This is a genomic window from Amycolatopsis sp. WAC 04169 (genome assembly GCF_003947535.1).
GTDB lineage: Bacteria > Actinomycetota > Actinomycetes > Mycobacteriales > Pseudonocardiaceae > Amycolatopsis > Amycolatopsis keratiniphila.
In genome coordinates this window covers 20,424-33,956 of record NZ_QHJI01000018.1, presented here as the reverse complement: position 1 = coordinate 33,956, position 13,533 = coordinate 20,424, and the positions used below count along the sequence as shown (strand labels likewise).

Annotated in this window: 12 protein-coding genes; 8 read left to right on the top strand and 4 right to left on the bottom strand. The window is 69.9% G+C overall.

The window, feature by feature from the left end; genetic code table 11:
* Together DMC61_RS39000 and DMC61_RS38995 are read right to left on the bottom strand one after the other, a co-directional pair.
* Nucleotides 1–1,506 (bottom strand): MFS transporter, encoded by a 1,506-nt coding sequence (locus DMC61_RS39000; RefSeq protein ID WP_125695483.1) that lies wholly within the window; start codon nt 1,504–1,506, stop codon nt 1–3.
* Between the two features lie 92 nt (nt 1,507–1,598).
* Nucleotides 1,599–2,354 carry a GntR family transcriptional regulator gene (locus DMC61_RS38995; protein WP_005160527.1) on the bottom strand — a complete coding sequence of 252 codons (756 nt, stop codon included), beginning with the start codon at nt 2,352–2,354 and terminating at the stop codon, nt 1,599–1,601.
* A gap of 140 nt (nt 2,355–2,494) precedes the next feature.
* Between DMC61_RS38995 and DMC61_RS38990 the strand changes: the two genes are divergently transcribed.
* Both DMC61_RS38990 and DMC61_RS38985 read left to right on the top strand, forming a co-directional pair.
* Nucleotides 2,495–3,538, top strand: coding sequence for an SIS domain-containing protein (locus DMC61_RS38990; protein ID WP_125695482.1), 1,044 nt, complete (start codon nt 2,495–2,497; stop codon nt 3,536–3,538).
* Nucleotides 3,535–4,482 carry an N-acetylglucosamine kinase gene (locus DMC61_RS38985; RefSeq protein ID WP_125695481.1) on the top strand — a complete coding sequence of 316 codons (948 nt, stop codon included), beginning with the start codon at nt 3,535–3,537 and terminating at the stop codon, nt 4,480–4,482. Before DMC61_RS38990 ends, DMC61_RS38985 begins: the two co-directional genes overlap by 4 nt.
* A gap of 108 nt (nt 4,483–4,590) precedes the next feature.
* Here the strand turns inward: DMC61_RS38985 and DMC61_RS38980 are convergent, their stop codons facing one another.
* Nucleotides 4,591–5,274, bottom strand: coding sequence for a DUF3159 domain-containing protein (locus DMC61_RS38980; protein ID WP_016337637.1), 684 nt, complete (start codon nt 5,272–5,274; stop codon nt 4,591–4,593).
* A gap of 272 nt (nt 5,275–5,546) precedes the next feature.
* Between DMC61_RS38980 and DMC61_RS38975 the strand changes: the two genes are divergently transcribed.
* From DMC61_RS38975 to DMC61_RS38950, 6 genes are all read left to right on the top strand, one after another.
* Nucleotides 5,547–6,386, top strand: coding sequence for an SGNH/GDSL hydrolase family protein (locus tag DMC61_RS38975; RefSeq protein ID WP_125695480.1), 840 nt, complete (start codon nt 5,547–5,549; stop codon nt 6,384–6,386).
* Between the two features lie 143 nt (nt 6,387–6,529).
* Nucleotides 6,530–7,246 (top strand): cell envelope biogenesis protein OmpA, encoded by a 717-nt coding sequence (locus tag DMC61_RS38970; protein WP_233595099.1) that lies wholly within the window; start codon nt 6,530–6,532, stop codon nt 7,244–7,246.
* 7 nt (nt 7,247–7,253) lie between these two features.
* On the top strand, nt 7,254–7,694 hold the full coding sequence (locus DMC61_RS38965) for a hypothetical protein (protein WP_016337640.1): 441 nt from the start codon (nt 7,254–7,256) through the stop codon (nt 7,692–7,694).
* A gap of 91 nt (nt 7,695–7,785) precedes the next feature.
* The gene (locus DMC61_RS38960) at nt 7,786–8,262 is read left to right on the top strand and encodes a hypothetical protein (RefSeq protein ID WP_063273048.1); all 477 of its coding nucleotides are present in this window, start codon (nt 7,786–7,788) and stop codon (nt 8,260–8,262) included.
* Entirely contained in the window at nt 8,259–9,143 is an 885-nt protein-coding gene (locus tag DMC61_RS38955) for a hypothetical protein (RefSeq protein ID WP_093936499.1), read from the top strand. The genes DMC61_RS38960 and DMC61_RS38955 overlap by 4 nt, the downstream gene beginning before the upstream one ends.
* Before the next feature lie 146 nt (nt 9,144–9,289).
* The gene (locus DMC61_RS38950) at nt 9,290–9,940 is read left to right on the top strand and encodes a DUF4190 domain-containing protein (RefSeq protein ID WP_125695479.1); all 651 of its coding nucleotides are present in this window, start codon (nt 9,290–9,292) and stop codon (nt 9,938–9,940) included.
* A gap of 280 nt (nt 9,941–10,220) precedes the next feature.
* Here DMC61_RS38950 and DMC61_RS38945 read toward each other — a convergent pair whose 3' ends face one another.
* Nucleotides 10,221–13,010, bottom strand: coding sequence for a BTAD domain-containing putative transcriptional regulator (locus tag DMC61_RS38945; protein WP_125695478.1), 2,790 nt, complete (start codon nt 13,008–13,010; stop codon nt 10,221–10,223).
* Nucleotides 13,011–13,533 lie beyond the last annotated feature (523 nt).

Below are 13,533 nucleotides of genomic sequence, written 5' to 3'. Positions count from 1 at the left end.
TCACGCGTGATGCCCGGGGCGGACGTGCGTCGGGGGCGAGTCGACCCCGCAATGGAGGCATTCGCCGGGGTGCGGTGACTCGTCGGCGTCCTCGGCCGAAGGAGTGTCGAGGACGCCGTTGTGGATGCCGAGCGCGATCAGCCCGCCCCCGATCGCCAGCGCCGCGCACACCAGCAACGCGGTCCGCCAGCCCGCGGTCAGCGCGACCGGATCGGTGTACGCGGCGCCGGACAGGCCGGCGACGGCGGGCAGGACGGCGATCGCGAGCAGGCCGCCGGACCGGGCGATGGCGTTGTTGACCCCGGAGGCGACGCCGGCGTACCGGTCCGGCGCGGCGGCCAGCACCGTCGCGGTCACCGGCGCGACGACCGTCGCCAGCCCGGCGCCGAACACGACGACGTCGGGCAGCACCGACCCCAGGTACGAAGAGCCCGGCCCGACCCGCATCAGCAGGAGCATGCCGACGCCGACCAGGATCGGGCCGGCGACCAGTTGCGTCCGCGGCCCGATCTTCTGCGCGAGCGCGCCCGACCGGCCGGAGAACAGCAGCATGATGACGGTGATCGGCAGCCCGGCGAGCCCGGCCGCGGTCGGCGAATAGTCCAGCGACACCTGAAGCTGCATGACCATCAGCATCATCACGCCGCCGAGCGCCGCGTAGACGACGAAGGTCAGCGCGTTGGCGAGGCTGAACGTCCGGTCTCGGAACAGTTTCGGCGGCACCAGCGGATCGGCGGAGCGGTGCTGGATCACCAGGAACGCCACCAGCCCGGCGACACCGAGCACGATGGCCACCAGCACGACGGCGTCGCCGATGCCGCGGCCGGGCGCCTCCACGAGCGCGCCGGTGAGTCCGGCGAGACCGATCGCGCCGACGGCGGCGGCGAGGAAGTCGGGATGCCCGGTCGCCTCCTCGTCTCGGGACTCCGGCACGTAGCGCCGGGCGAGCAGCACGCAGACGGCGGCCAGCGGCAGGTTGATCAGGAACGCCAGCCGCCACGACCACACCTGTACGAGGACGCCGCCGAGCAGCGGGCCGATCGCCGCCGCGATACCGCCGAGCCCGGACCAGGCGCCGATCGCGCGGGCCCGGTCGTCGTGGGCGAAGGACGCTTGGAGGATCGCGAGGGAGCCCGGTGTGAGCAAAGCTCCCCCGATCCCTTGGAGGATCCGGGTCACGACGAGCATCTCGGTGGTCGTCGCGGCGGCGCACAGCCCGGAGGCGACACCGAACCAGACGACACCCACGATGAACATGCGTCGGCGGCCGTAGCGGTCGCCGAGCGATCCGGCGACGAGGATCAGCGCGGCGAGCGCGAGCAGGTAGCCGTCGAGGATCCACTGAAGACCCGCGACGGACGCATCGAGTTCGTCGCCGATCCTCGGGAGCGCGACGTTGATGATCGTCCCGTCGAGCATCGCCATGCCCGAGCCGACGATGGTCGTGGCGAGCACGCCGCGCGCCACCGGCGTCCCCCATCGGATTCCCGCCGCCGTGTCAGTCATGGGATGACTGAATCACGACGATCGGTACCCCGGCCACCGGGGAATCGGCGCGAATTCCGGGAAAGCGATCTTTCCCGGAATTACCTGACTCGTCAGGGAAGCAGCGTGGTGACGAATTTGTAACGGTCGCCCCGATAGATCGCCCTCGCGAACTCGACGGGTTTTCCGTCGGTGGCGAAGGAATGCCTCGAAAGGAGCAACATCGGCATTCCGACGTCGGCGCCGAGCATCTCCGCTTCGTGCGGTCCGGCGAGGGCGGTCTCGATCGTTTCCTCGGCCCTTTCGAGCTCGACGCCGTAGTGCTCCCTCAACACGGCATACAGGGAACCACCTGCGGAAACGTGTTTGCGCAAACCGCGGAACCGGCCGAGCGGGAGATGCGTGGTCTCCAGCGCCATCGGCTGCGAATCGGCGAGCCGGAGACGGCGAAGGCGAAGAATCTTCGCGCCCACCCGGATTCCGAGCAGTTTCGCCAGATCGGCTTCGACGGGCAGTTCGTCGATCTCCAGGAGCTTGGAGGAAGGCTTGAGGCCCTGCTTGCGCATGTCCTCGGTGTAGGACGACAACTGCAGGCGCTGCGCGAGTTTCGGTTCGGCGGCGAAGGTGCCCTTGCCCTGCACGCGGTGGAGCCTGCCCTCGGCGGTGAGGTCGGCGAGCGCCTGCCGGACGGTGGTGCGCGAAACGGTGAATTCCCCCGCCAGTGCCCGTTCCGTCGGAATCGGCGAGCCCGGGGGCAACGCGTCGAGCAGATCGAGCAGATGCTGTTTCAGCGCCCAGTACTTGGGTTCGCGCTGTCCGCGCATCCCTGCCGTAGCGCCCGCCTCACTCGCGGTGGTTGTCTCCAACATGACCGACTCCCTAAGCCTTCCCACTCGAACGCGCACCGTCCCCGCTAGGAAACGTACCCTTCTCCACAAACGTCCATTCGGGCTAGCATTGGTCTAGACCTACTCGGGGGACGAAGTACGTCCCGGTGGAAGGGAACGAGATGACCGAACAGCGCCCCGGCGAGCACATGGCCGCGGAGATCTCCCAGCAACCCGCCATTCTGGCAGGAATCGTGGAGCGACAGGCCGAAATCGCCGAGGTGGCCGAAGCCATCTCCAAGCGCCCGCCCAGGTTCGCACTGCTCGCCGCCCGGGGCTCCAGCGACCACGCCGCCCTGTATGCGAAGTACCTGATCGAAGTACTCCTCGGTCTCCCCTGCGGTCTCGTCTCGCCCTCCACCGCGACTTTGTACGGCGCCCGTCCCGATCTGCGGGACGTTCTCTTCATCACAGTAAGCCAAAGCGGTGGTTCTCCGGATCTCATCGAGGTCACCGAAACCGCGCGTCGCCAGGGAGCGCTGACCGTCTCGGTCACCAACACCCCGGAATCGCCGCTGCGCGCCGCCGCCGAACTCGGCGTCGACATCGGCGCCGGACTGGAAAAGGCCGTGGCCGCCACCAAGACCTACTCGGCCACCTTGCTTTCGCTTTACCTTCTGATCGACGCGGTCCGCGGCGGCAAGGGCGAGGACGCGGAGAAGCTGGGCGAGCTCGCGCAGCAGACCCTCGACGGTTCCGTCGAAGGCGTGCAGCGCGCGGTGGACCGTTACCGCTTCGTCGACCGGGTGCTCACCACCGGCCGCGGCTACTCCTATGCCTCGGCGCTGGAAGGTTCCTTGAAGCTGGCGGAAACCAGCTACCTCGCGGCCCGCGCGTACAGCGGCGCGGACCTGTTGCACGGCCCGGTCGCCGCGATCGACGGCGCCACCGCCGTACTGGCCGTGACGAGCCAGGGCCACGGAGTGGGCGCGATGCAGGAGGTCCTCGAGGCCGTCGGCAAACGCGGCGCGGACGTGCTGGCGGTCGGTTCGGCTTCGGCCGACGTCCCGGCGGCGCTGCGGATCGGCGTCGCGCCGTCCGCCGAAGAGGTCGCCCCGATCCTGGAGATCCTGCCCATCCAGCGGATCGCGCTCGGCCTTTCGCTGGCGCGCGGCGGTGACCCGGACAGCCCGCGCGGGCTGCTCAAGGTGACCAAGACCCGGTGAGTCACGTCGTAGGTGTGGACGCCGGAGGCACGTCGACGCGAGCGATCGTCGTCGACGCCTCCGGCGCCGTCCTCGGCACCGGGCGCGCGGGCGGGGCGAATCCCAACTCCCATCCGCCGCACGAGGCGGCGTCGCGGATCGCGAGCGCGATCACCGGCGCGCTGGGCGCACTCGACCCGGCCGCGACGGCGGCGTGCGTCGTCGGCATGGCCGGCGTCAGCAAACTGAGCGATCCGTCGATCGCGGAGATCTTCGAAGCCGCTTGGAAGGACGCGGGGATCGGTCCGGTGCGGACGGTCCCCGACCCGGAGGTCGCCTACGCGTCGGCGACCTCCTCGCCGGACGGTTCGGTTCTCGTGGCGGGAACCGGGTCGATCGCCGGCCGGATCCGCGGCAGGCGCATGGTCTCCACGGTCGGCGGCTACGGCTGGTTGCTCGGTGACGAAGGTTCGGCGTACTGGCTCGGCCGTGAAGCCGTTCGCTCCACTTTGGATGTTCTGGGCCGCGGCGGCGAACCCGGTCCGCTCGCGCGCGCCGTGCTCGCCGAAGCGCTCGGACCGTCCGCAGTGGACCCCGCGGCCGGAGCCTCGCTGTGGCGCGCGCTCATCACGAGCGCCAATTCCGAAGCGCCGATCCGGCTCGCGAGGTTCGCCCCGTTCGTCAGCGAGGCCTACCGCGAAGGCGACCCGGTGGCGGACGAGATCACCACCCGCGCGGCCGCCTTGCTGGTGACGAACGTCATGACCGCGCGGGATCCCGGGGAGAGGACACCGATCGTCCTGGTGGGCGGCGTGCTGTCACCGGAGGGCCCGGTCGGGACGAAGGTCCGCGCCGAACTGGCCGGTCTCGAGGTCCTGACCAGCACCGACGGCGTGCTCGGCGCCGCATGGCTCGCCGCCGTCGACGCCTACGGCGAAGGGGCACCGCGGCCGGCGTCACCCTGAAAAAACACCCGGGACAAGCCCGAAAAGACCAAACCATCGACTCCGGGGCCGAACTCCGGGTACCGTAGGACCCGGCCCCCGGACCCTCCCCCCTCGCCGGGGGCCGCCTTATGTCCTGGGCAGCCCACCGGGCGCGGAATCCGAGGGATTTTCGTTTTCCTCCACCACCCGCAGACCGGGATGTTCCGGCGGCAGCGTGCGGTAGAGCACCCAGCCGCTCACGGCGACCGTCACCGCGACCAGCGGCCAGGACAGCACCGTCCGCGCGATGCCGAGCGCGACCACCTGCCCGCTCCACCACAGCGAGCCGTAGACGGCGACCCGCAGGGTGTACTGCAGGAAGACCCACACCCAGCTCGCCCGCGAATACGCGCGCAGCAGCGCGGGATCGCGGCGCCAGCGGGTCTTCTGCCCGATGACGAGCCCGACCACGACGCCGAGCAGCGGCCACCGCACCACGATGCTGGCCGCCCACAGCAGCGCGCTGGCCACATTGGACAGCAGCTGGATGAGGAAGAAGTCTTCGGCGCGGCCGGTGTGCAGGGCGATCAGCGCGGCGGCGATCACCGCGGCGAGGCTCACCACGACCGCGCGGGCCTTGTCGCCCCGCGCGACCCGGTACCCGCCGAGCAGCACCGCCACCCCGATGGCCGCACCGGAGCCCCAGGCGATCGACTGGCCGGCGATCAGCCAGCCCAGGACGAAGGCCGCGGGCGGGATGCTCGCGTCGATGGCGCCACGCCGCCCGCCGAGGATCTGGGCGAGCGACTCGCGCGGGGGTCGTGAGGTCACCCTTACAGCCTGCCGGATCTATGAGCCCGAACACCCGGGCGGGGAGACGTTCGCCACATACCGTGTCCGGTTTACGCCCGCTTGAGGGGAATCTCCGCAGCCCAGGAGTGTACATCCCGGTAATGGAGATGCATGGACGTCCGACAAAATAAGAGACTGTGTCAACGGGCTGAACCACGGGTTTCGGCCGGGTGGGATTGCAGGGGCGCTCTCAGCTGTTAGTTGTGGTGTACAAGTACCACCGGGGGCACACGGACGGAAGGGGACCCAACGTGTACGGATTCGACAGCTATGTGGCGATAGGTGACAGCTTCACCGAAGGACTCAACGACGACTTGCCCGACGGCACCTTCCGAGGCTGGGCGGACAGGCTGGCGGAGATCCTCGCCGAAGGCAGGCCCGACTTCCAGTACGCGAACCTCGCCCTCCGCGGGAAGATGCTCGACGAGATCCTCGAAGAGCAGCTGCCCATCGCCCTCGAGGTGAAGCCCGACCTGGTCACCTTGTGCGCGGGCGGGAACGACATCATCGTGCCCGGCGCGGACGTGGACGCCGTCGCCGCGCGGCTGGAGGCGGGGGTGGCCAAGCTGCGCGAGGCCGGGATCCCGGTGCTCATCTTCAACGGGCCGGACACCAAGTACCTGTCCGTGATGCACGTCCTGCGGGGGAAGGTCGGCATCTACAACGCGCATCTGTGGGCGATCGCCGACCGGCACGGCGCCAAGATGGTCGACATGTGGGCGATGGCCCCGCTGCACGACCGCCGTGCCTGGAGCGACGACCGGCTGCACTTCACCCCCGAGGCCCACCGGCGGATCGCGCTGCGCGCGGCCGAGGTCCTCGGCGTCCCGGTCGCCGACGACTGGCGTGAGCCGTGGCCGGCGTCCGAGCAGCCGAGCACCTGGATCACGTCGCGCCGTTCGGATCTCGAATGGACGAAGGCGCATCTGCTGCCGTGGATCCGGCGTCAGCTCAAGGGCGAGTCGATGGGCGACGGCCTGTCCCCGAAGCGGCCCGAGCTCGCGCCGCTGCTCCCGCTGGAGCAGATCGAGTCGGGGACCGTGGCCATCCCGGCCAAGGACTTGCGGGAGATCCACCACCACGCGAGCTGAAGCGCGGAAGTACGTGAAGGCCCCCTTCATTGCGTCTAGCGCAGTGAAGGGGGCCTTCACGTACTTCTAAGGCGGCATCACCCGAACGGGTCATGTCCCGTTCGTCCGATGCACCCACGCCTGACGCGGCTTACAGTCCCTTCATGCCCGGTACACGCTGGAGCCGCTTGCTGCCTACAGCGCTGCTGGTCACGCTCGCCTTGACGGCGATCACCGTCTGGTCGGCCTCGGACGACATCGAGGCCGAACTGGCCGCGCGCGCGAAGGCCGCGCTCGCCGACGTCGGCGTCTCCGGCGGTCAGGTGAGCTTCTCCGGCCGCGACGCGAGCCTCACCGGTTTCCCGCCGGACAAGGCCGCGCAGGCGATCGACGCCATCCAGCGGATCGACGGGGTCCGGACGGTCGAGATCTCGGGCGACACCGCCCCGCCCGCGGGTCCGGTGACCACCAGCGGCGAGCCGTCGAGCCAGCCCCCGCCGAGCCCGCCGCCCAGCCCGACTTCGACCTCGGCCAAGCCGACGGACAGGGCCGGGTTCCAGGCCGAGATCGACCGCCTGCTCGCGGCCACGCCGATCACCTTCGAACCGGACACCACCGACCTCACCCCGGACGGCGAACGCGGCGCGCTGGAGATCGCGAAACTGCTCACGGACGCGCCCCGCGACCTGAAGTTCCGGATCACCGGGTCGGTCGCGACCGGTTCGGACCGGAAGCTCGCGCTGAACCGGGCGCTCACGGTGGAGCGGCTGCTGGAGCGCAACGGGGTCAAACGCGACCAGGCGTACTCCCCTCAGCGCAAGAACTCCGACGGCGCGAGCGGCGAGGGCCGCCGCGTCGACATCACGGCGGAACAGAGGTGATGGCCTGATGCTCTGGCTCTTCGGGCAGATCTGGCTGTGGCTGCTCATCTCGTTCGCCCTCGGGTGCGGTGTCACCTGGCTGCTGATGCGCGGCGAACGACGCGAGCGGCCCGCGGCGGAACCGGCGGCCCACGAGCCGGTGCGCGAGTTCCCGGTGGAGCGCGAGCCGGACCCCGAGCCCGTGCCCGAGTTGCTCTCCACCGAACGGACGCAGTTCCTCCCGCCCGCGCGGATCCAGGACGACGACGAGCCGTACGACCAGGAGGCGGAAGGCCACCGTGAGGGTCAGCTGATCCCGGAACCGGTGCGGGCCTACCACCCGGAGCAGCCGGAACCGGCCGCCCGCAACGGGGAGGGCGCGCACGAGCCCGAACCAGTCTGGCCGAGCGACGAGGACTGGCCGCCCGCCAGGCAGGCGCCCGAGCACCGGCCGGGGCAGGGCGGCTGACACTCGCCTGGTAAATTCGGCTACGCACTGTGAGCGGGACGCCGGGTACGTTTCTTCGATCGGGAGCTCCGGCACACGAAGGAGGCTCCGATTGGCGCTCCCCTATTGGACGCCGCACAACCTGCTGCCTCCTGGCCGCCATCCCGCCGATCTGGCCGATGTCTACGAGCGGCTGGTCTTCGACGCGCCACACCAGAACGACCGTGAAATCCTGTTCAGCGCGCTGAACAGCTACCTGGGCGTCGCCCGGCGGATCATGCCGACCGGCCGCGCGTGGATCGGCGGCGACCTGACCGCCAGGACCCCGCATCCGCCGCGCGGGCTCGACGTGGTGCTGTTCCCGGACGAATGGGGCGCGCTCAAACGGCTCGACGACGCGGGCCGCTCGGCGCTGTACGGGCTGCTGACCTTGCGCGGGGTCATCGTCGGCCAGCCCGCGATGTATCTCGACCAGGTCCAGCCCGTCGGCGGCATGCTCGACGGTTTCCTCTGCCGCCCCGGCGACGAGGAGATCTGGGAAGAAGTGTGGGCATCGGGTGGCAGGGGAATTCCGGAAGTGATCTGGTGAGGAACGAATTCCGGCGTATCGCCGACGAGATCCCCGGCGGCACCTGGCTCGACGACCTCGCCCGCGCGTCGGCGATGGCCGCGTACGCGAAGTTCGAGCGGACGTCGCGCTCGCCGCTGCTTCGCGTGTCCGTGATCGGCGAGTCGCATCTGGACGCGTACACCTTCTCCGACATCAGCCGCGCGTTGCAGGACGCGACGGCGAAGATCGGGCACATCATCCGCAATCCGTCGGGCGAGGTGACCTTCGTCCAGCCCGCGGACCGGGAGAAGGCCCCGCTGATCCAGCGCGGCCAGGCGGGCAACGCGATCTTCTTCGGCTTCCCCGAACCGGCGCTCGACGACGCGCTGATCCACGACGGGATCGAGTCGCTGTCCGAACGCGCGGTCAAGGAACTGTGCGACTTCCTGCCCGCCAACGGCTCCGACGACGGCGCGCTGGACGCGGTGCTGCTGCAGCGCGACACCGTCCGCAACGCGGTCAGCGACATCGTCAACGCGGTCAGCAAACACGCCGGGATCGGGATGGCGCTGACCCCGACGGCCGGCGACGAATTGACCCGCAGCATGACCACCGAACAGGCCCGGATCCTGTCCGGAAGCCTGCGCGAGTCGCGCGAGGCCGTCGGCTACGAAACGGTCAGCGGCAGGCTCGACGGGGTCCGCACCCGGCGCCGGATCTTCTATCTCGAACGCGAATCGGGCGGCACGATCCAGGGCGCGGTCGCGCCGGATCTGCTCGACGAGATCAAGGAGAACCTGGACCGGCCGGTGACCGCGCGGCTGCGTGTCGTGCGCACCACGACCATCGACGGCCGCCGCGGCCGCCCGGTGCACGAACTGCTGGAGATCACCCCGGAAGTGAGTCTGTTCGATCAGTGATCGGGTTTCCGACAATTCTCGTCAGAAAATGTCGATGACCGCTTGATTATCGTGGAATGATGACTTTTTCCGGCAGGTAACAATTTCGGCCATTGCCCCGAACGATGGGTTAACGTCTTCGGACGGAAGCCTCCGAAAGGGCATGTATGCCGACCGATCCACCTCTCCCGCACCCGCCTGCCACCCGCTACGGCCCCGGGTTCGCCGCGCACGGAACACGGCACCGCAAACCCAAGAACGGCCTGGTCATCGCAGGTTTCCTGGTCGGCCTGGCGGCACTCGGGGTCGCCTTCGTCCCGGTCGCCGGGATCGCCGCCTGGCCGCTCGCCGTGACCGGAATGATTCTTTCCGTGATCGGTTTGACCAAAATCAAGAAGGGCGAAGCGGACAAGAAGGGAATGGGGATCGCGGGGCTCGCGCTTTCCATCGCCGGGCTGCTGGCCGCCGGCGGGTTACTGGTCTACACCAGTTTCTTCGCCACCGGCGAGTCGGGCTTGCACATCCCGGCCGTCGCCGGGGACAAGAACACCGTCGAGTTCGTCGTCAGTGCCTCCGGCGGCGCGACCATCCGGTTCGGCTCGCTCAACGACCAGCGGACCGAGACGACCCCGGCCAGCACCGACGAATGGCGCGGCACGGCGTCCTTCAACTCGGGCGACTACCTGCTCACCGTCACCGCGGACACCCGGAACTCGTCGGTCAGCAACCAGATCGCCTGCACGATCCTGGTCAACGGCCAGAAGGTCGCGGAGAACAAGGGGCAGACCATCGCCCTGTGCACCGCCGGCACCCGCTGACCCCACGCGTTTCGTCCTCTGAATGCGGTACTTGCACACGCAAGGACCGCATTCAGAGGACGAAACGCGGGTGGTGCCGCCTGGCGGCCGGCCGGTATCGCCCCCACCTCCACCGGCCGGACCGCCACGAGCCGCTCCTGGCGGCTCTTCAGGCGGGCCCGCGAAGGGCCCGCCCGAGCGCCGATCCCTACCGCATGCCCCTCCCCTAGGGCTCGATCGACGCTGAACCGGACCCTACGCGCGTGAGCGGCGAGGCCACTAAGAATCCGCTAAGGATCACTCACGGACTTTCGCCGAGGTCCGTGAGTTCCGCACGGACCAATCCCGCGAGTTTCGGATTGGCGTCCGCGAGGATCTTCAGCGCGAGCGCGAATTGCTCGCGGGCACCGTCCACATCCGACCCGGCCCGCAGCACCCGGCCCAAGGTCAGCCGCAGGACGCCCTCCTGGAGGACGAACCGCCTGCTGATCGTCAGGTCCACGGCCTCCCAGACGTATCGTTCGGCCGCGGCGAGTTCGCCGATCCGCATGCTCAGTTCGGCGAGATTGTTCAGCGAGACGACGACGTAGCTGTCGTCGCCGAGAGTGCGGTCGATTTCCAGCGAGGCGACCTGATGCCCGATCGCCTCGATGAACCGCCCGGCGCGCTTCTCGGCCTCGGCGCAGTTGTTGAGCGCCTGCCCGCGCAGTTCGAGGTCGCCGGTCCGCTCGGTCTCCTCGACCGCCTGCCGCAACGTCCTGATCGCCTCGTCGTACCGGCCGAGCAGGGTCAGCGCGGAGCCGAGATGGATGTTCGCCGAGATCATCAGCCTGCTGTCGCCGATCGCGCTCGCGAGTTCCAGCGCGCGTTCGGCGTCGGCGAGGCAGCCCTGCGGCAACTCGAAGGTGAGCGCGATGGCGCACCGGGAGATCAGCATCCAGCACCGGCCGAGGACGTCGCCGGACCGTTCGGCGGCCTCCAGCCCGATCTCGACCAGCCGCGTCCATTCGTCCAGCAGCGGGTACACCGCGCGATAGGTGTGCGCGACCCTCGCCAGCCGCCAGACGTCGTCGTGCCGTCCGGCGGCGCGGGCGGCTTCCAGGACTTCGAGCAGGTTCTCCCATTCCGAGGTGAACCAGTCCTGCGCGTCGTCGAAGGAACCGATCGGCGGCGTCTGCGCGTCGGTCAGCACGCCGGTGAAATCGAGGGGGTCGACGATCCGGAGCATCTTGCGCCGGGCCCGGTCGCCGACGGCCTGATAGAACCGCACGGAACGCGACAGCACGGCTTCCCGGTCGGCCTCGTCGAGCTCGTTCTCGGCCAGTTCGCGAAGGAACAGCCGGACCAGATCGTGCGGGACGAAGGCATCGCGGCCGGTTTCGGCGAGCAGGTTGTGCGCGGCGAGCACCCGCAGATGCCGCCGCGCCTCGGCGACGGTGATCCCGCCGATCGCGGCCGTCAGATGCGAACCGGCCGAAACGCACTGGACGACGCCGAGCCGCAGGAAGGTGTCCGCGACCTCGGACGGCAGGCCGCGGAACGAGACGTCGAACGCCGCGCGGACCCCGTCGTCCGGCCCTTCGACGTCGAGCGCGGCCAGCCTGGTGCGCTCGTTGCCGAGCTCGTCGACCAGATCCTGCGCCGACCACTGCGCGCTGGCGGCGAGCCGGGCCCCCGCGATCCGCAGCGCCAGCGGGAGATAACCGCACAGCCGGGCGAGCGCGTGGTTGAGGTCGTAACCGGCGGGCCCGGCGAGCTCCTCGATCAGCCGGACGGCGTCACCGGGCGCGAGCGTGCCGAGCACCCGGAGTTTGGCGGCATTGGACACGGCGAGCCCGTCGAGACGGGAACGGCTGGTCACCAAGGCCATCGACCGCGAACCGGGCGGCAGCAACGGCCGGACCTGCTCGGCGGAGCGGGCGTTGTCGAGGATCACCAGCATCCGGCGGCCGGCGATCATCGACCGGTAGAGGGCGACGCGTTCGTGGACCTGTTCCGGGACGCCCTCGGCCGGGACGCCGAGCCCGAGCAGGAACTGGGTGAGCAGTTCCGCGGGTTCCAACGGCGGATGCTGCGGGTCGAAACCGCGCAGCGCGGCGAAAAGGATCCCGTCGGGGAAGCGGCGGGCCGCCCGATGCGCCCACCACACCACGAGGCTGCTCTTGCCGATCCCGGCGGTGCCGGTGACCACGCCGACCGCGGTCTCGCCCGCTTCGGCCCGCTCGGCGAGCTCGTCGAGCCAGGCCAGATCCGCCTCGCGGCCGGCGAGGTTCGGCACCGCGGGCGGCAGCTGCTGGACGGGCGCCGTCTCGGACTTCGGTTCCGCGACGACCTTGACCGGCAGATCGTCGTTGAGGACGCGTTCGTGCAGCCAGCGCAGGTCGGCGCCGGGTTCGACGCCGAGCGTGCGCAGGGTCGCCCGGGACACCGTGCGGTAGAGCTCGAGCGCGTCTCCGCGGCGCCCGGCGTGGTACAGCGCGCGCATCAGCTGACCGGCCGTGCGCTCGGCGAGCGGGGCGGCCCGGACCAGCGGGCTGAGCTCGACGATCAGTTCCGCGTGCCTGCCGAGTTCGAGATCCGCGTCGACCCTGGCACCGTGGACGGCGAGCCGCAGATCCTCCAGTTCGGGGGCGCGGACCGAACCCGGCACACCGGCCAGCGCGGGCCCCTGCCAGAGCGAGAGGGCCTCCGCGAGCAGCTCGGACGCCTTGTCCGGCTCCTCCGTCGAAGCCCGCTCCAGCAGGGACCGGGCACGGTGGACGTCGATCCGGTCGGGCTCGACCGTGAGCTGGTAGCCCGGCGGCGCGGTGAGGATCCGGGCGCCGCGCGGGTGATCGCCCTGGATGTCGCGGAGCACGCGGCGCAGATGCGAAACGTTGCCGTGGACGATCGTGCGGGCGGTGGCGGGCGGATCGTGGCCCCAGAGCGCGTCGATGATCTCGTCGAGCGCGACGACCTTGTTGACCTTCAGCGCCAGCAGCGCGAGCAGGCCCCGGACGCCGGGTCCGCCGACGGGGACCGGCCGGTCGCCGTCGAGGAGACGCACGGGACCGAGGAGTTGGAAGCGGGCAGGGGAACCGCTTTCGGCCATGACAAGCCCCCCTCCCTCCGATCTCTCCCCTTACCGGAGTAGCCAACCTACCGCGCGAAGGGCCCGCCAACCAGAACGCGGCAGGTCGTGAAGGCCTCCTTCCCTACTTCGAGGGTAGGGAAGGAGGCCTTCACGGATGCTCGATACGGACAAAAGCCCCAGATTTCTGTCCACTGTGGACCTCTGCGCGGGGCATGGCTAGCCGCAAGTCCGTGAAGGCCTCCTTGAGGGACTCTGGGTCCCTCAAGGAGGCCTTCACGGAACGAGCCTGGGCCCACGGAGACATAAAAAGGCTCCGTGCCATCAGTCCCGATCTGATGGCACGGAGCCGGGGGATGTCCGACTTGGGCCGCCTGGGGGCGCGACCCACATCGGACATCGGCGTCCACGTCCGTCCGGGTGGGCTCACCCCGAGCGAAGAACCCGTTCGGTCGTCGACAACACCTACGTGAGCGAGCCCACTGGCCCGCTCACGTGGCGACAACGTAACAGGGCGCACACCAACGGCTACAAGCGCCCCGTC

Excerpts from the sequence above, each read along its gene's own strand:
- DMC61_RS39000 (WP_125695483.1), bottom strand. The coding sequence starts at position 1,506 with ATGACTGACACGGCGGCGGGAATCCGATGGGGGACGCCGGTGGCGCGC.
- DMC61_RS38995 (WP_005160527.1), bottom strand. The coding sequence starts at position 2,354 with ATGTTGGAGACAACCACCGCGAGTGAGGCGGGCGCTACGGCAGGGATG.
- DMC61_RS38990 (WP_125695482.1), top strand. The coding sequence starts at position 2,495 with ATGACCGAACAGCGCCCCGGCGAGCACATGGCCGCGGAGATCTCCCAG.
- DMC61_RS38970 (WP_233595099.1), top strand. The coding sequence starts at position 6,530 with ATGCCCGGTACACGCTGGAGCCGCTTGCTGCCTACAGCGCTGCTGGTC.
- DMC61_RS38965 (WP_016337640.1), top strand. The coding sequence starts at position 7,254 with ATGCTCTGGCTCTTCGGGCAGATCTGGCTGTGGCTGCTCATCTCGTTC.
- DMC61_RS38950 (WP_125695479.1), top strand. The coding sequence starts at position 9,290 with ATGCCGACCGATCCACCTCTCCCGCACCCGCCTGCCACCCGCTACGGC.
- DMC61_RS38945 (WP_125695478.1), bottom strand. The coding sequence starts at position 13,010 with ATGGCCGAAAGCGGTTCCCCTGCCCGCTTCCAACTCCTCGGTCCCGTG.